Genomic DNA, 17,479 nt, shown 5'->3' with positions numbered 1-17,479 from the left:
TCTATTGGATTTTTTATCCGATGGAAGGGAATCTTTGTTTCAGTAGTTCCGGAATTCCGGATGAGGGGTGAAACGTACACCCATGCATTCCATTTCAATCAGCCAGCCCGGACGGCAGACCGGTGCCAGTACGATGACGGTCGGATGATGGGGAAAACGCTCTTGGAAAAGTTTCCGTACCACTTGGTAATCGGCTATGTCGCGCAGGTAGACGATGAAAGCTCCCATATCGGAGAAATCCATGTCTGCTTCGCGAAGCAGGGCTTCCACGTTTTCCCACATGCGGAAGGTCTGCTGGCGGATATCGCCGGGATGGACAATCTGTCCCCGGTGGTCGATACTGGCAGTACCGGAGATGAAGGTATGGCGACGGTCACCGTAATCGATGCAGGTTCCGCGTTCGAAACTGACACCGTATTCGTAAGTGGGGTTCAGGTGAGTCCGTGCGTAAAGGTAACGTATTTGTTCGGGAGAGATGCCCAAGACGGAATAGGCATCCATCAGGACGGAAACGGTCGGATCAGCATGGCGTCCGCCGATACCGGTACTGGCGATGAAATGAGTATCGGGAGTGAGTCGTTGGGTACGGAACACGTCATTCCGTGCCTTCACCACTCCGGCATAATTGACATCGACATTCTGGACGAAGAACCAGGTACGTACACAGTTATCGGCCAGTGTTCCGCCGGTTTCCTGCAGTTGCTGCAGATACCTGTTCAACAGCTGGCGGGTCTGCTCTTCGGAGGTGTCGCCGGATTGGTAGCGGTAGCCCGTCCAGAGATGCGTGTAACCGTTGCGTACGAATCCGGTCTGGTTCCCCGGAAAAGATTGAGGAACGGCTTCGGTCTGCAGGTATACCCACAAGGCTATCTTGCTTCCGTCTAAAGGAGGTTGTTCCACAATGGAGCGGGAACAGGCAGGACAGGCCGTCAGTGCATCCAGCAGGTATTGGGTCTGATTGGCGGCATCACTTAAAAAATACCGTTCAAAGACGGCTCTTGCCCCGTGCAGTTCGTTTTCCCGTAAGTGATGGCAGGCATCGAGTAACGCAGCCAGTTGTTGCTCGAAGTCCAGTTCCGGGCTGGTGATGTGAATCATGGCCTGGTATTCGCAGACTCCTGTCGGTGGAACGAAGCGGGACAGTTCGATACGTGTGTGATGATTTGTTTTTCTCATGGTTATATCATTATCGGAGGAATGAAAAATCGTCAAGACCCTGTCGCATAGCTGTGCATCCCCCCCAGAAAGAAATTCACGCCCAGGTAAGTGACCAGTACACTTAAAAAGGCCAGAATGGCGAATCTGTGGAAGAAAAGGGGGTTACGGAAAGCAGGCAGGGAATCGGAATGCAGGGCTCCTGCATAGATGAGCAGGGTAATGAGTGCCCAGACTTCTTTAGGGTCCCATCCCCAGTAGCGTCCCCAGGAGGCATTGGCCCAGACGGCTCCGATAAAGATACCGACTGTCAGGAAAAAGACGGCCGGATAGAGCAGGATGCGACTGATGACGGACAGGCGTACAACCTGCGCTTCGCTGTCCGGACGGGTATGGTGGAGCAGGAGGGCGGTCACTCCGTTGAGCATGATGAAAGCCAGCAGGGTATAGGCAACCATGATGCTGACTACATGCGAACTCAGCAGAGGAGAGGCCAGCACGGGCATCAACCGGGTGATGGGAGGATTGGCCTCGCCGAGCATGGCAACCAGCAAGGACAGGCCACAGGTGAGGTAACCGAAAGCGACCACTCCTTTCCATCGCCGGCAGAAACAGCAGGTGAGCAGGATGGCACAGGCTGCCATGAACTGCATGGTCTCGTAGCCGTTGGCCAGCGGAAGGTGGTGGCTGATGTATCCCCGTAAGGTGATGAGGAAAGCCAGGTAGACCAGTATTCCGACCAACAGGCTGAGGAAGGTGCCGTGAATGATACGGGCTGTCCGTCCGTTCCGGGGGCGGGACTGTATCATCCGACGGGTATAGTAAAAGAAGGCCAATATGCCGATTGTCAGGCAACCCATGGCCAACATCCGGGTATAGTTGAGCCGGTTGTAGAGTTTCTCCGCCCGGAAGCGGGCATCGGATGGCAAGTCGTGAGGGACGGTCTTCTGCTGATAGCTTCTGATTTTATAGATAAGACGGATGGCTTCTTCGGGATGTCCGGTCATCCATTGTTCGGCTACCAGCCCCATGCTGTTGCGGATGAAAAGCCACTGGTCGTCGGGCAGTTCTTTCGGGAGTTCATCGCTGAACGAAAACCAGCGGACAGGGGAACCGTCGGCCGGTCGGTACGGGTAGATGCGGAGGAGGCTGCCGGTGCTGACCATGCTGATCAGATTGAATTTCTCATTGGCTTCTTCGGCTCCCCGGCGGTCGGTCAAGGTATCGCCGTACAGTAGCCGGTCCAGCTTAAATCCGTTTCCATTCATGAAATCGGTCAGTGCGGCATATTCGCTGTCGATGCCGAGAAGTCGGCGGATCTCCCGGCTTTTGATGCGAATCATCGGCTCGGTTTTCCAGTCATCGTAATAGAAGAACCATCCGGCAAGTACCTGCTCGGGTGTCAATCCCTTGTAACGGGGCTGACCGTAAACCTTGACGGTAAAGTCTTTGGCGAGGGTCTGTAGCGGACAGACGCGGTCGTGGTAATACAGGTATAGATTTCCCAGCGCTCCTGCGGCTTCGCGGGATAAGGTCTGGGGAGGCTGCGAGGTAGAGGCTGCCCGGGCGAAAGCCGGAAGAAGGGCCAGCAGGCAGCACAGGGTGGTGTGACGCAGGGACGGATGGCGGAGTAAAAGCCGGAAACGGCTGTTCTTCTGGAAGAAGAAGCCGAGGAGGCTCACCAGCAACAGGCTGTAACCGGCATAAGTGATGCCGATTCCCCACGGGTCGTAGGCGATGGATAAGGTGGTACCTTGCCCGTCGGGGTCGTAGGCCGACTGGTAGAAACGGTAATGGCGGTACGTGAGAGGCCGGTTCATCGAAATTTCTCCGGCTGCCAGTGTTTGGCCGGCTTCATCGGTAAATTCTACAAGGCTTACAAAATCCATGACGGCTCCAGTACCCGGGTAATAATCGATGCGGAACGTGTTCAGCCTTACCTGAAAGGGAAAGGCTTCCAAGTGCATGTCCGGTTTGATATAGTCGTGTACGGGGGTGTCTCCGGTGCGTAGGTGCAGACTTCCCTGCCGGCCGAAAAGATAGGTGGTCAGCGCGCCGGCCAGAATCACCAGGAAAGAAAAGTGAAGGAGAAAAGTAAAGGATTTTTTCGGCATCCGGTGTCTCATCAGGTAGATAAAGGAACTGACTGCCACAACGGTCCAGGCGGCTACGAAGAAGGGGGAGCCGTAAATCTGTGAAAGGACGAAATCTGTTCCGTAGGCTTTTTCCAGGATTGTGGCTGTCATCATGGCAAGAACCAGCAGTCCGGTCAGTCCGAAACTTAGGTATTTCAGGGTATTCATGTCTTTGCTTGTCTGCATCTGTTTATCTACATGGTACAAAGATACGGAATGGTTGTTGATAGTTAACCATTGATCATTGAAAAAATGATGGCAGAGGACGAGGTGGCAGGATAACAGGTTGTCAGGAACTAAGAACAACCTGTATCCATTCACCTCGTCGCTGTCGGCCAAAGTTAAACTTGAAAGCTTAAATCGAATTGATGAATTTCACGATGGCTTCACGGTCTTCTTTGGAGAGTTTACGGAATTTCTCGATGGTGTAGCGTGCGTCGCTCTTGGAATTTCCGTGCCACATGATGGCTTCGATGACATTGCGGGCACGGTTGTCGTGCAGGCGGTCTTCGGTAGCCGAACCGGTACATTTCTGGTGGAGTCCGCGTCCCCACAACGGAGTGGTGCGGCACCATCCGTTCCGGATGTCGTTCTCCATGTGCAGTTTGTGCTGGACCATGTCGGAATACGGCCAGATTGTCTGATGCGGATAGCGGGGCAGACGGTTGTCACCCTTTTCGAAGAAACCGTTCGGGTCGTAATAATTGTCGTCACCGGTTGTCCAACTCGGGCGGTGGCAATAGGTACAGCCTATCTGTCCGAAGAGTTCCTTTCCTTTCAGTACCTGTTCGTCGGTCACGTTGCGGGCGGCGGGGACTGCCAGACCGCGGTGCCAGACCATGAAATCGATGAAATCCTGGTCGCTCATCTCTACATCCAGTTCCTTGGAAGTCAGATAAGCGGTGATGGCTTCCGCCACTTGAGCCTTGTCGGTATAATCGGCAGCATGCCAGGTGGGGTGATTCTTGGCGGGGTCGAGCGCTTCGATGTATGCCTGGTAACCGGCCTGTACATCCGGGTCGTTGGCAGAAGCCTTGACGTATGAACCGGCCGCATCGAAATAATGGTACCGGCGGTTGCTGCGGGTCACGTTGGTGATGTTCCACATGGCATTGGCGCCGGCGGCATCCTGCAGCGGTCCGCGGCTCAGGGCATAGGTGAAACGATAGGGATGCTGTTCGGGAGTCATTCCGGGTTTGATGTCTGTTTCCCGTGGGTTGCTGTACTGGCTTGTCCATTGTCCGTTGGCAAAGATGGCCGGATTCAGTCCGTTCGGCAGGTAGCCGTCGGCTTCCTGTTGGGCGTATTGGGCTTTCAGGTCGTTGTCATCGATGGCGTCCAGCAGGCCTGTCCCGTAAATACCGATGGTGGATTCCAGCCGGACTTCGTAATTACCCAAATCGGTGAGGACTCCCTGGTTGTAGGCATAGACGGCATCGGGGCTCAGGGTGACTTCCGGATATTCCAGATCGTAGGTCTCACCGTCCGGGAATTTGTTTCCCCATTCGTCGGTGTATTTCTTCCACGTGATTTTGACCTTGCTTTCATCCAGCGGTGCCTTGAACGGAGCGGTGGCGTGTCCCTGCGGCATACCTGCCAGCCAACTGACGTAGGCATTCGTTTCCGGATTGTAGACGACGAGCAGACAGCCGTTGCCCACAGCGTTGGTCTCGAAAGTACCGGCCGGATTCCGTTTTCCGTGGCCGTAGCCCGGATGACAGTGGATACAGGAACTGCGCACATAGGCCGGACCGAGTCCTTTGCGCTGTCCTTCGTTGTTCGACATGTAGGGATGCTCGAACAGGGATTCGCCGTTCTTGAACTCGGCTTCCAGCCCTTGGTTCTCTACAGCCGGTGTCGGTTGCTCGTAGGCGTTGAAGGTAGACAGGAAGGCGGTTCCAAGTTCGCCGCCGGTATAGTACCATTCCGGATATTCGGGGTCTGGTGTAGGTTGGGGGGACGGGGAATCCTTGACCTCGTCGCTGCATGCTGTCATACCGGTAAGCAGCATGGCTCCTGCCCAGTAATAGAGTTTCTTCATTTTTCAGAGGTTTTAAAGTGCAGGATACCCGTTGGCCAGAAACGGGTATCCGATGATTTGACAATCAATATTTGGATAAGGCCTGTGCCGCTTTTTCAAGTGCATTTACCAAGTCTGTACCTACGGCAGTTACTGCAGCCTGTGCTTCGGTTGAAGTAGCGTTTTTGGCGAACGGTTCCTTGATTTTCTGGATGGCTGCGATGGCATTGTCGATGGCTGCCTTCACTTCCTTGTCGGTTTCCGGTTCTACGGAAGCGATGTAGTCGCTGACAGATTTGTCGCCGTCGTTGCTGCCGGTATAGGCATTGCGGATGCTGATGATGTTATCGACAAAGTCGGTGATGGAGTTGAGGCTGTAAGGAGATTCGATATAGTTCTTGTCCTCCTCGGAGGTACCGGTTGCCGGACGACCGATTTTCTGTTGTCCGACTTCATCGGCAATGTCGATACATCCCTGGAGGAGTTCCTGAGCGGCATCTGTATAGTTGACATATTTACTGCCGGCAACTCCTGCATTCAACATACTTTCGCCATAATTGAAGCTAGGTTCCAGTTCAGCGTCGGTCAGGATGCCTTGTTTCTCGGAAGTTACATTGTCCATGCCTGCCCACGAGGCTTCCAGGCGGATGCACTGGTTGCGGAGGTCGCCGGCAATGGCTGCCAGGTAGATGGTCTCTTCCTGGGTGAACTTGCTGACATCACGTGGCTGGCTTTCTGTTTCACTGGCATTCAGTTGAAACAGCATGTATTCAATGGCATGAAATCCCAGCAGGCCGTAACCAAGGTTATTGCCTACATAGTCCGGGCTCATCTGTGCCATTTGCTGTGGGTTGCTCAGCATGGCCTCCATTGACGCTTTGTCCAACGGCCAGGAATCAATGTGTGGGTCGATGTTATAATCACCTGCCGCTCCGTACAGGAATGCCTCGCTCAGTTCCCAGTATTTGCGGGCGGCCTTCCAGGAATCGCCTGCTTCCTGTACTTGTGCGGTCGCCAGGCTACCGTCAGCAAAGGCCTGTTCGATAGCTTCACATTTTTCGCATAAATCAATGGTAGCATCTGCCAGATTTTTGTAGGTGGCAATGACCGTGTTGTTCACATAAGGTGTGATGGCTTCTTTCAGTGCCGTTTCTTTTTCGCTCAATGTTCCGGTTTGTGTTCCGTCATTGTTTTCATTGTTTTCATTGTCGCTACATGCTGTCAGACCAGTGGCCATTAGTGCCCCGAAAGCTACATAGAGAGGCATTTTCCAGAATTTTTTCATAATTTTCTTTTTTGTTTAATGAATATTAGTGTTGTTTTCAGTTTATACGGAGGTTTATCGGCTGAAGAAACCGGCATAGGCTACTCCCAGTGAGATGGAAGGTTCGTTATTATATTGGCTTTTCAGTAATCCGATGGAATATTCTCCTTTCAGGACAATGTCCTTGATGGGGAAGTAATTGATACCGGCAGCGATACGATGCCGTCCGCACCATTGATAATCCTGGATGGCCGCATCGGTCTTGTACATGGAGTCGTAGTAGTCATACCGGCTGAACAGGTAAAGCTTCTGTTGTTTGGCATTCAGTTTTTCTATTTGTGAGAAGAGGTTGTAGCCGGCTTCCAGGCCGATGGCGACAGCATCGGAGGCTATTCCTTGTTTTTTTGAAACCGAGTTTTTACTCATGTTGGCATTATATTGAGAAATCAGACGTGAGTCGGACAAGTGTCCATAGTCGAAATTTCCGCGAATAATCCAGTTATGTGCGTTGTAGGCAAAATCGAAAGCTCCGATGGATACTGTTCCTTTCACGTCTTTGTATTGGGCGCTTTCGGTACTGCTCAAGGTGTTCTTGAATGAATTTCCGATATAGCCGCTGACCGACATGCGTAGTCCGGGTACGGAAAAGTTATCTATGCGGAATGCTCCGGCAATATTATTCCCAATCTTGAATTCGTATGGACTTCCGGCTCCATCTTTAATCCAGTTCTGGCGTCCGAAGCGGTCGGAATCCAGTCCTGGCACAAGGATGGCTTCGTAGCGCCAGTCGCCGGCTTGTCCCCACAAGCTGATACCGGTTTCATGCCAAGTACAGGGAAGTATGGTATTTTCTCCTTCCGGACGGTAGACTCCGAAGAATTCGGTCGGCATGTGGTGCTGGTTGGTGGCACCTACCGGAATAATAATGTGTCCCAGACGAAGATTCAGTTCCGGACAGAAGGATTTCTGAATCCAGAATTGTTCCAGGGCCACTTCGCCGCCCCGTTCAATCTCACTCTCGTATTCTCCTCCTTCTTCCGTCTCTATCTCGATGGCACTTTCGGTACCTCCGTGCTCGAATTCGATTTCGGTACCCAGGGTCCAGCCTTTCCCGAAATCATATCCCAGGAAAAGCACGACATGCGGCAGGTCGAAACGGGCATGCTGCTGGTTCTGGTACTTTTCTACGTTCTGTCCCTGGTAACGCAGGTAGTTGTCGCTGTAGAAATTGTGGCTGTAAACCGCTTCTCCGTATCCGCCGATGGTGAATCGGGAGGGCTTTTCTGCCTGTTCGGCCTGTTCCTGCTTCTGCGGCAGGTCTCCGCCGTTTTCCTGTAGATTCACAGCCGGCACGTACGAGGTACTGGCGGCGAAAAGGAGGCTGCAGAGGAATACTTTTTCTTTCATCTTTCTTCTTGTCTTTTCATTATTTTTAACGAGGGCAAAGTTATAGGGAGAGAAAAAGGGCGACAATACCTACTTTTTAGTAAAAAAAAGATGAAAAATAGTAACATGTAGGTATGTTTGTCCGCTTTTTTTCGTGAAAGGAAAAGTGAAATGGATAAATGATTCAAATTTCCACGATTTTATGGGTAGGGCGATTTGATTATTCCCTACTTCTTCCTATCTTCGTGGTATAACTTTACAAAAACGAATAAGAATCGTATGAAATCATTTAATTATGCTGTATTGAGCAGTATCTGTGCGTTGATTATCGGTTTGCTGTTGGTTGTGTGGCCTGGGCAAGCGATTATTTATCTGGTACTGACCATTGGTGTTTTGTTTCTTCTGCCGGGATTGTTCGGGTTGGTGTCTTATGTGCTGACTGCACGAAAGCGTAAGGAGGCAGGTTATAGCGTTCCATTTCCGATAATAGCTTTAGGAAGTACTTTGTTCGGCATTTGGCTGATTGTTATGCCTGATTTCTTTGTTACTTCTCTGATGTATGTATTAGGAGTGTTGCTGGTATTGGCCGGAGTCAGTCAGTTGGCCAACCTGGTGGCGGCCCGCTCGTCGGTGCATGTACCCTGGGGAGTCTACATCGTGCCGCTGCTTGTATTGGCTGCGGGGATGGTTGTGCTATTCGATCCTTTCACGGCTGCCGAGGTACCCTTCATAATTCTGGGATGTTCTTCCATCGTTTATGCCTTGATGGACTTGTTCCGTTTGTTCAAATACCGTAGACGGGTAGCCAGCCAGATTCAGGACATTACCCCCATCGAAGAGATAAAGGACTGATACGGAATAAGCGTTTATAAAAGATAAGCCTCCCTGTTTCCAGTAAAACAGAGAGGCTTATCTTTTGGAAAGGGGATATCAGTTGGAATTCCGGAATTGTTTCGGCGACATGCCGGTATAGCGCTTGAAGTATTTCCCGAAGAAAGAGATGTCCGGGAAATTGAGGGAGTAGGCTATTTCCTGAATCGTCATCTCGCTGGAACGCAGCTTGGCCTGGGCGTCGTGAATGACCAGCGTGGAGATGATTTCGGTCAGTGTCTTGCCGGTTACCTTCTTGACGGTGGTACTCAGATGCTGGGGAGACAGGTGCAGCTTGTCTGCATAGAACGAGACGTTTCGTTCATGCCTGTAATTTTGTACGGCCATACGGAGCAGTTCCCGCACAATTTCATGGTTTCGGCTGTAGCGACTATTGGTCTCTACCTGAGGAATGATGGTCTTCCGTAACCCCAGAATAATCTGTGTAAATGACAGGCTTGCCTGAGCCCAGTCTATTATTGTGCGGGTGACATTCTGTGCCTTGATCAGTACTTGCAGGTAGTCTTGTAGAATTTCACTGACTTCGGGACGTAAGTCGATAACCGGTTGTTCGAAAATATAAGGAGTGTATTCAATGGTGTGGGTAAAGACATCTGCATGATTGACCAATTCTTTGGAGAAAACAGCATAAATGAACTGACAATCTTCACTGACCTGTTCCATTTTGCAGATGATTTCCGGAAAAATGACAGCTACACTGTTGGCCTTCAAGTTGTATTCCCTCAGATGGATGGTCAGGTGACAGTTGCCCTGCGTACACAGCATAATCATGCAGCCGGGCAGTTGTTTGGCCGTTTTGAAATATTGTTGTATGTCTCCCGTGTGGTCTGTTCCTACCAATAGCGTCGTGTCTTTCGAAAATGTTTCTAAACTTGGTATTTCTTTCATGGTTGTTTCCTTTCTAATCCAAACGAGTTTAGGAATTATAATCAGCAAATATAGTCTATTTCATTGATTCTTCAAAATTTGGGGTCTGAATGGAAAACTTAATTGCTCCGTTGCGTTTCATTTCCGTAAACCGGTTGATAATGAGGCGGCTATTTCCTGCGGGTCTCTTTCCGGATGGATGTGGACACGTTTTTTATTTGTACTTTTTTAAGAAGCTTAAACGTATCAGTAGCTTCCCTCTGCTATTTTATGTGAAAAAGATTTAATGGAGAATGCGACTGAAAAAAGAATTCGTATTTTCGTAATCAGTACGAAAACACTAAAATCAATATCGTGAAAAACAGTAATTTGTATCTTGTAAGTTTGGTCTCTGTGGCCATTCTGGGCGGCTTGTTGTTCGGTTATGATACGGCCGTTATCTCGGGCGCTGAACAGGCGCTTCAGCAACATTTGGGATTGGATGCCTTCTGGCATGGTGTGACAGCGTCGAGTGCGTTAATCGGGTGTGTCATCGGTGGAGCCATATCGGGAGTATGTGCTTCGCGGTTGGGACGGCGTGACTCCTTGCGTTTGGCGGCTGTCCTGTTCTTTGTATCGGCGCTGGGTTCTTATTATCCGGAGTTTTTGTTTTTTCCGAAAGGAGACACTTCGTTTGCGCTGATTATGGCATTCAATCTGTATCGTATCATCGGTGGTGTCGGTGTGGGGCTGGCTTCGGCTATCTGTCCGATGTATATCGCCGAGATTGCTCCTTCCGAAATCCGTGGAAAACTGGTGTCGTGTAATCAGTTCGCCATCATCTTCGGAATGCTGGTGGTGTATTTTGTGAATTATCTGATCAAGGACGGGATGTCGGACGAGGAACTGGTGGCCAACGGATGGCGTTACATGTTCGTTTCTGAAGCTATTCCTGCTGCCTTGTTCGGTATCTTGCTTTTTTTTGTGCCAAAGACACCCCGTTACCTGGTTATGGAAGGGAACGATGCGAAGGCGTGTCAGGTTCTGGAACGGATTAACGGTGCATTGAAGGCTCGTCAGATTCTGTCGGAAATCAAATCGGTGACCGCTGAAAAGACGGAAGGCCTGTTTACTTATGGGGTGGCTGTCATTGTCATCGGTATCCTGTTGTCTGTCTTCCAGCAGGCCATCGGCATCAATGCTGTGTTGTATTATGCGCCCCGTATCTTCGAGAGAATCGGTGGAGGGGGCGACGGTATGATGCAGACGGTAATCATGGGGGTGGTTAATATCATCTTTACCCTGGTGGCTATCTTTACGGTAGAAAAGATGGGACGGAAACCGTTGCTGATTATCGGTTCGTTGGGAATGGCTGTTGGCGCGCTGGGAACTGCTGCCTGCGATGAGTTCCAGGTAGGGGGACTGCTGCCTGTGCTTTGCATCATCGTCTACGCGGCTGCTTTCATGATGTCGTGGGGGCCGATATGTTGGGTGCTGATTGCTGAAATCTTTCCGAACACCATCCGCGGCAAGGCTGTGGCCATCGCGGTGGCTTTCCAGTGGATATTCAATTACCTGGTTTCTTCCACCTTCCCGGCCATGTATGAATTCAGCCCGTTCTTCGCTTATTCCATCTATGGAGTCATCTGCCTGATAGCGGCGGTCTTTGTCTGGAAGTGGGTACCCGAAACGAAGGGAAAGACACTGGAGGAAATGAACCAGCTGTGGCTGGAAAGAAACCGTAAATAACAGGTATCTCCGGATTACCGGAAAAAATAAAGGTCGTCTCGTAGGGAGGCGGCCTTTTCGTTTGTCTGCTTTATGCTGTAAGGGGTGTCTGCAGGCAGGGGTTACTTTTTCCGGCGGAAGAACTTGCGTAGTCGTTGGAAAATCTTGATGCCGGTCATCAGCCCGTCGTATGCGGCGATGCCCGCGTTGACCTGCTGCATGAGGTTATCGAATTTGGTCTTGCTCTGCTGGGGGGCAAACAGTTCTCTGCTGAATTCCATAATCTGCTCTTTAGAATTTCTCAGTTCAGCTTTTTTGGCCAGACGGCGCTGTGTAATCGTCTCCAGGGTATAGGTGGAAGGCGAAGAGGGTATCTGTTGTTCGTTCATAAGGCTTCTTATTTTTTATGTTGCTCGTCCAAAAAGAGTTTGGCAAGGAAATTCACCATTGGTTGGAATATCAGGGGCTTCCGGTAGTAGTAGATGATACCGGCTATCAGCAATACGAGTGCTCCGATAATGGCGTAGCTGGCGATGATGCTGCCTATGTAATCGGCCAGTACATAAACCAGCATGAAAGAAAAATAGAAAAAGGCCGTCATACAGAGAATAATCATCAGTAAGATAAGGATGAGGGTAGAAAGCAGGATGGTCAGTTTCTCGACCAGATCGAGCTTGATGTATTGCCCCTGCAATTCTACATATCTCTTGATTTCTTTGTAGAGGGAAGTGAGTGTATCGATACTTTTGTCGTTGGCAAACATAAAATTCAGCGGATTGGTTTAATAAAAAAGACAGACCTGCCCCCTGAGGAGCAAGCCTGTCCATCGTTTAACTAAAATTATTCAGCATCTTTTACTTCTGCAGCGATCTGGTCAACCAAATCGTTCATTTCCTGGTGATTCAGGCGAATGCCTTTTTCACGCAGAATGTCTGCAATTTTTTTACGAGTGTCTTCTCCCTTTTCCGGAGCAAACAAGAGACCTGCTGCTGCGCCCAGAGCCATACCGCCCAAGAATGCAGCTACGATGTTTAGTGCTTTCATAATTCAATCATTTTTTATGTTAAACAATTTATAGCTGTACAAAGCTAATAAAAAACTTGATAGTTTGCTCTTTTTTTAAAGAAAATAGTTGAAAAATGTTTGGGGAGGCATATTATTAACGAATTTTAATAATGCTAGACGTTATATATTACTATTTTTGCATCACATAAATCAACTTGAAGATTTAATTTAAACATTCAGATAATATGAAGAAAGTAGTTGTATTAGGAATGGGATTATGCGCCGCTCTGGCATTCTCTTCCTGTAAGTCGAGTGAAAGTGCATATAAGAAAGCTTACGAAAAGGCTAAACAGCAGGAATTGGCTGAAGCCGGTGGCCAGACAGAAGCTCCGGCAGTAGAAGAAGCCCCAGTGGCTGCGGTAACTCCGGTTGCTCCGGTGACTCCTCCTGTTTCTAACGCTCCTGTACGCGAAGAGAAAGTGGAACTGGTGTCTGGCGACGGCCTGAAGGCATACAGCGTGGTATGTGGCAGCTTCGGTGTGAAAGCGAACGCTGACGGTCTGAAGGATTTCCTGGACCGTGAAGGTTACAACGCAAAGGTCGTATACAATGCAGAACGGAACATGTACCGTGTGGTTGCCGAATCATTCGATACCCGCGACGCTGCAGCAGCTGCACGTGACAGCTTCAAGGCGAAATATCCGAACCGCGAAGACTTCCAGGGAGCATGGTTGCTGTATCGGGTATATTGATTATTAGTAAAAAGTAAGGAATAATTATTCTATATCTCGGATTGGAAGCGATAGTTTGATGGCTATCGCTTTTTTTATGTATTTTTGCAACCCGTAAAACCACGCATTATAGATCGTATAATATAAAAGGTATGAAAGGTAAAATAGGAATTGTTGCCTTAGCATTGTTTTCCAGCCTGACGCTGCAGGCTCAAGATAAGTTTGTTCCCCTTAAATATGGTGACATGGACCAGTGGGTGACCCGCCGGATTCATGAATCGGCCATTATCGGCGGAAAGACGAAGCTGTTGTATGAAATCGGTCCGAACAAGGAAGTGGACGGAAACGTCGCTTATGTCAATATGGGTGGTTCTCCGTGGGGGACCTCGAATGTAATGGCCAAGGTGGTGGGTATTGTCAAGACCAACACCAGTGTCTATCCCGAACGCCGGGGAAACGGGTATTGTGCCCGTCTGGAAACCCACATCGAAAGTGTGAAGGTACTGGGAATGGTCAATATCACGGTGCTGGCTTCCGGCTCCATGTTCCTGGGAGACATCAAAGAACCCATTACAAGTACCAAAAGCGGGGAGGAAGCCCTGAACTCCGGTATCCGTTTCACCGGACGTCCCAAGGCCGTGCGTTTCGACTACAAGGTCAAGATGTCGGGTGAGCCGAACCGTATCCGCCAGACAGGATTCAGCAAGAAGGAAGTGGTGCAGGGAAAGGACCGTGCCATTGCTGTCTGCTACCTGCAGAAGCGTACGGAGGATGCCAACGGAAACATCATCGCCAAACGGGTGGGAACGATGGCGGTCAGCTTCGACCGGACACAGGACTGGCAGAACGGGGCAACGTTCGAAATTCTGTATGGAGACATTACGCATAACCCCAAGTACGACGCGTCACTGATGGGACTGGGGGTAGGAAACTACCATGCCCGCAACAGTCGCGGTGAGAGCAAGTCCATCCAGGAAATCGGCTGGGCTTCGGCCGATGAGCAGCCGACTCATATCCTCCTGCAGTTCACATCCAGTTTCGGAGGTGCTTTTGTCGGCTCTCCGGGAAATACCATCTGGCTGGACAACGTAGGACTGGTGTATTGATATCCGGATAAGAAATAGGGAAGAGTGGAATGGAGTTCTTTCATTCCGCTCTTTTTTTATGCGCTTTTCGGCGGTAATCCCCTGGCTGTTGGAGTATATTTTAAGGTTTATATAGATATAGGAAAGGAATTAATTTGTACTTTTGTGGCGACTATGAGTAGAATATTAGCTATAGATTACGGAAGAAAACGTACCGGCATCGCTGTGACTGACCCGATGCAGATTATCGCCAACGGGCTGACTACTGTCTCCACCCATCAGCTGATGGATTTCCTGTTGAACTATATCAAGCAGGAACCGGTGGAACGGATCATTATCGGTCATCCCAAACAGATGAACAACGAGGATTCGGAGAATATGAAGAACATCATTCCTTTCATGAACCGGTTGAAGAAGCTGTTGCCGGATATGCCGGTGGAACTGGTGGATGAGCGCTTTACATCGGTATTGGCTCACCAGGCCATGCTGGCAGGGGGACTGAAGAAGAAGGACCGGCAGAACAAGGCACTGGTGGACGAAATCAGCGCTACCATTATCCTGCAGTCGTATTTGGAATCGAAAAAATATTAATAAAGCATATAGAACAATGATTTTACCTATTTATGTATACGGACAGCCTGTTCTGCGGGAAGAGGCAAAAGACATTACTCCGGACTATCCGGAATTGAAAGAACTGATTCAGAATATGTTTGAAACCATGGACCGTGCCGATGGCGTGGGCCTGGCAGCACCTCAGATAGGACTGGCCATCCGGGTGGTGGTCGTGAACCTGGATGTCTTGTCGGACGATATGCCTGAATTCAAGGGATTCCGTCGGGCTTACATTAACCCGCATATCCTGGAAGTGGGAGAGAACCTGGTGTCTATGGAAGAAGGCTGCCTGAGTCTGCCGGGTATCCACGAAAGCGTGAAACGTCCGGACAAGATTCATGTGACTTACCTGGACGAAGAGATGAACCCTCACGATGAATGGGTGGAAGGTTATCTGGCTCGGGTGATGCAGCATGAATTTGACCACCTGGACGGTACGATGTTCATCGACCATCTTTCGGGATTGCGCAAGCAGATGATACGTGGCAAGCTCAACAATATGCTGAAGGGAAAGGCCCGTTGCTCTTATAAGGTGAAAACAGTGAAATGATTCGGAAACTATTATATATCATCTGCATGGGATTGCTGTTCCCCGTGTCTGCCCTGTCCCAGATCAATACGGACAGGGTGATGACTATCGGGAAGAACGCGCTCTATTTTGAGGACTATGTCCTTTCCATTCAATATTTCAATCAGGTAATCAACGCAAAACCTTATCTGGCAGAACCTTATTTCTTCCGTGGACTGGCCAAGATGAACCTGGAGGATTTCCAGGGAGCGGAGGCCGACTGTACGGAAGCCCTGGTGCGCAACCCGTATGTGGTGAACGCTTATCAGGTGCGGGGAATCTCCCGCATCCGCCAGGAAAACTACAAGGGGGCCATCGAGGACTACCTGAAGGCCTTGAAGCTGGAGCCGGAAAATATCAGCCTGTGGCATAACCTGGCGTTGTGCCGTATGCGCGAAGAGGATTATCAGACGGCACGGGCCAATCTGGATACGTTGATTTCCATCTCTCCCCGTTACATCGACGCTTACCTGATGCGTACCGAGGTCTCTCTGAAACAGAAAGATACCCTGCAGGCGATGGCTGATGCCGACAAGGCCATTGAAATGGACCGCTACAACCCGGATACCTGGTCGTCGCGCGGCATGCTGTTCCTGCAACGTTCCAAATACAAGGATGCCGAATCTGACCTGACGGAAGCCATCCGGCTTTCGCTGCGCAATGCCGGAGCGTACATCAACCGTGCGCTGGCACGCTATCACCAGAATAACCTGCGGGGAGCCATGTCGGACTATGACCTGGCTCTGGAAGTGGACCGGAACAACTTTATCGGACATTACAACCGGGGACTGTTGCGCGCACAGGTGGGAGACGACAACCGGGCCATCGAGGACTTCAATTTCGTACTGGAGGTAGACCCTGAAAACATGATGGCTACTTTCAACCGGGGACTCTTGCTCGATAAGACGGGTGATTATGCCGGTGCGGCCAAGGATTACAGCGCGGTGCTGAAGGAATATCCGGATTTTCTGCTGGGGTACCAGTACCGGGCACAGGTGCGCCGGAAAATGGGTGACGTGAAAGGTGCCAGCGAAGACGAATTCAAGGTGCTGAAGGCACAGCTGGAGGCGCAGAACGGGAAGACGAATCCGAAAAAGGACCAGGCTTCTGACAAGACCCGCAAGCAGTCTGACAAGAATATGAACAATTTCCGTAAGATTGTGGTGGCGGATAATGACGATGACGACCAGAAATACAAGACCGAATACCGCGGACGGGTGCAGGACAAGAACGTGACAATCCTGCCGCAGCCTATGTTTGTCCTGAGCTACTACGAACGGGAGGAAGAGGTGAAACGCCAGATCAATTTCGCCAAATGCATCGATGAGGTAAACAGCAGGCATGTCTTGCCGCAGCGTCTGCTGATAACCAACAGCGAAGCATCCTTGAGTGAGGACCAGGTAAAGAAGCATTTCCGTTCCATCGATGATTTCTCGGCGAAGATTGAAGCCGATCCGGCCAATCCGTTGAATTATTATGCCCGTGCCATGGACTTCTACCTGGTACAGGACTTCGACAATGCCATCAAGGATCTGGACGAGACCTTGAAACGGGACTCTACGTTTGTTCCAGCCTATTTCAGTCGGGCGGTTATCTATTACAAACAGTTGGAATTCCGGAAACGAGATAAGACGTACGAACTGAATCCGGGGGATGCCCAGGCACAGAATCAGGTGCGGACCTTTGACTACAACCGGATTCGGGAGGACTTGGATGAGGTGATACGCCTGGCTCCTGATTTCGTGTTCGCTTATTACAACCGGGCCAACATCCTTTCGGTCATGAAGGACTATCGGGCGGCTCTGGCCGATTATAACAAGGCTATCGAACTGGATCCGAAGTTTGCGGAAGCTTATTACAACCGGGGGCTGACCAATATCTACCTGGGTAACAACCGCCAGGGTATTCAGGATTTGAGCAAGGCCGGTGAGCTGGGTCTTTTCTCGGCTTATAACATCATCAAGCGTTTTACGGCCCCGAATGAGTGATATTTTTCTCTGAAAAGGAAGGTTACTCAAAAGTTTTATATATTTTTGCGATTCAAAACAATGGA

The 17,479-nt window shown here is 50.1% G+C and carries 16 protein-coding genes; 7 read left to right on the top strand and 9 right to left on the bottom strand.

Annotated features, from left to right (window positions below; genetic code table 11):
- Nucleotides 1-39: 39 nt before the first annotated feature.
- From C510_RS0112020 to C510_RS0112000, 5 genes are all read right to left on the bottom strand, one after another.
- Nucleotides 40-1,176, bottom strand: a complete 1,137-nt coding sequence (locus C510_RS0112020) for a Rid family hydrolase (RefSeq protein WP_025892962.1) — start codon at nucleotides 1,174-1,176, stop codon at nucleotides 40-42.
- 32 nt (nucleotides 1,177-1,208) lie between these two features.
- The gene (locus C510_RS0112015) at nucleotides 1,209-3,476 is read right to left on the bottom strand and encodes a cytochrome c biogenesis protein CcsA (protein ID WP_018711592.1); all 2,268 of its coding nucleotides are present in this window, start codon (nucleotides 3,474-3,476) and stop codon (nucleotides 1,209-1,211) included.
- A gap of 169 nt (nucleotides 3,477-3,645) precedes the next feature.
- Complete coding sequence (locus C510_RS0112010) at nucleotides 3,646-5,331, bottom strand: di-heme oxidoredictase family protein (RefSeq protein WP_018711591.1); 1,686 nt, start codon at nucleotides 5,329-5,331, stop codon at nucleotides 3,646-3,648.
- A gap of 64 nt (nucleotides 5,332-5,395) precedes the next feature.
- Entirely contained in the window at nucleotides 5,396-6,595 is a 1,200-nt protein-coding gene (locus C510_RS0112005) for an imelysin family protein (protein ID WP_018711590.1), read from the bottom strand.
- Nucleotides 6,596-6,649: 54 nt separating this feature from the next.
- Nucleotides 6,650-7,981 (bottom strand): hypothetical protein, encoded by a 1,332-nt coding sequence (locus C510_RS0112000; RefSeq protein WP_018711589.1) that lies wholly within the window; start codon nucleotides 7,979-7,981, stop codon nucleotides 6,650-6,652.
- 258 nt (nucleotides 7,982-8,239) lie between these two features.
- Here C510_RS0112000 and C510_RS0111995 point away from each other — a divergent pair, with 258 nt between their 5' ends.
- Nucleotides 8,240-8,812 carry an HdeD family acid-resistance protein gene (locus tag C510_RS0111995; protein WP_018711588.1) on the top strand — a complete coding sequence of 191 codons (573 nt, stop codon included), beginning with the start codon at nucleotides 8,240-8,242 and terminating at the stop codon, nucleotides 8,810-8,812.
- Between the two features lie 78 nt (nucleotides 8,813-8,890).
- On the opposite strand, the gene C510_RS0111990 is transcribed toward C510_RS0111995, so the two are convergent.
- Entirely contained in the window at nucleotides 8,891-9,739 is an 849-nt protein-coding gene (locus C510_RS0111990) for a helix-turn-helix domain-containing protein (RefSeq protein ID WP_025892964.1), read from the bottom strand.
- Between the two features lie 324 nt (nucleotides 9,740-10,063).
- Here C510_RS0111990 and xylE point away from each other — a divergent pair, with 324 nt between their 5' ends.
- Entirely contained in the window at nucleotides 10,064-11,446 is a 1,383-nt protein-coding gene (gene xylE, locus C510_RS0111985) for a D-xylose transporter XylE (protein WP_373690398.1), read from the top strand.
- A gap of 101 nt (nucleotides 11,447-11,547) precedes the next feature.
- On the opposite strand, the gene C510_RS0111980 is transcribed toward xylE, so the two are convergent.
- The 3 genes from C510_RS0111980 to C510_RS0111970 all read right to left on the bottom strand — a co-directional run bounded on the left by C510_RS0111980 (nucleotide 11,548) and on the right by C510_RS0111970 (nucleotide 12,469).
- Nucleotides 11,548-11,814, bottom strand: coding sequence for a hypothetical protein (locus tag C510_RS0111980; protein WP_018711585.1), 267 nt, complete (start codon nucleotides 11,812-11,814; stop codon nucleotides 11,548-11,550).
- Between the two features lie 8 nt (nucleotides 11,815-11,822).
- A complete protein-coding gene (locus C510_RS0111975) occupies nucleotides 11,823-12,188 on the bottom strand; it encodes a phage holin family protein (protein ID WP_018711584.1) in 366 nt (121 codons plus the stop codon).
- A gap of 77 nt (nucleotides 12,189-12,265) precedes the next feature.
- Nucleotides 12,266-12,469: a YtxH domain-containing protein gene (locus C510_RS0111970; protein ID WP_018711583.1), complete on the bottom strand. Its 204-nt coding sequence runs from the start codon at nucleotides 12,467-12,469 to the stop codon at nucleotides 12,266-12,268.
- A gap of 206 nt (nucleotides 12,470-12,675) precedes the next feature.
- Here C510_RS0111970 and C510_RS0111965 point away from each other — a divergent pair, with 206 nt between their 5' ends.
- The 5 genes from C510_RS0111965 to C510_RS0111945 all read left to right on the top strand — a co-directional run bounded on the left by C510_RS0111965 (nucleotide 12,676) and on the right by C510_RS0111945 (nucleotide 17,414).
- Nucleotides 12,676-13,182 carry an SPOR domain-containing protein gene (locus C510_RS0111965; protein WP_022339085.1) on the top strand — a complete coding sequence of 169 codons (507 nt, stop codon included), beginning with the start codon at nucleotides 12,676-12,678 and terminating at the stop codon, nucleotides 13,180-13,182.
- Between the two features lie 131 nt (nucleotides 13,183-13,313).
- Nucleotides 13,314-14,267, top strand: a complete 954-nt coding sequence (locus C510_RS0111960) for a PCMD domain-containing protein (protein ID WP_018711581.1) — start codon at nucleotides 13,314-13,316, stop codon at nucleotides 14,265-14,267.
- A 153-nt stretch (nucleotides 14,268-14,420) separates the two neighbouring features.
- Nucleotides 14,421-14,837, top strand: a complete 417-nt coding sequence (gene ruvX / locus C510_RS0111955) for a Holliday junction resolvase RuvX (RefSeq protein ID WP_025892967.1) — start codon at nucleotides 14,421-14,423, stop codon at nucleotides 14,835-14,837.
- Between the two features lie 16 nt (nucleotides 14,838-14,853).
- Nucleotides 14,854-15,408, top strand: a complete 555-nt coding sequence (gene def / locus C510_RS0111950; RefSeq protein WP_018711579.1) for a peptide deformylase — start codon at nucleotides 14,854-14,856, stop codon at nucleotides 15,406-15,408.
- A complete protein-coding gene (locus C510_RS0111945; protein ID WP_018711578.1) occupies nucleotides 15,405-17,414 on the top strand; it encodes a tetratricopeptide repeat protein in 2,010 nt (669 codons plus the stop codon). The genes def and C510_RS0111945 overlap by 4 nt, the downstream gene beginning before the upstream one ends.
- Nucleotides 17,415-17,479 lie beyond the last annotated feature (65 nt).

Source organism: Phocaeicola barnesiae DSM 18169 = JCM 13652, assembly GCF_000374585.1.
In the GTDB taxonomy this organism is placed as follows: Bacteria; Bacteroidota; Bacteroidia; order Bacteroidales; family Bacteroidaceae; genus Phocaeicola; species Phocaeicola barnesiae.
The sequence above is the reverse complement of the archived record's forward strand: the minus strand, read 5'-3'. Positions and strand labels throughout refer to the sequence as shown.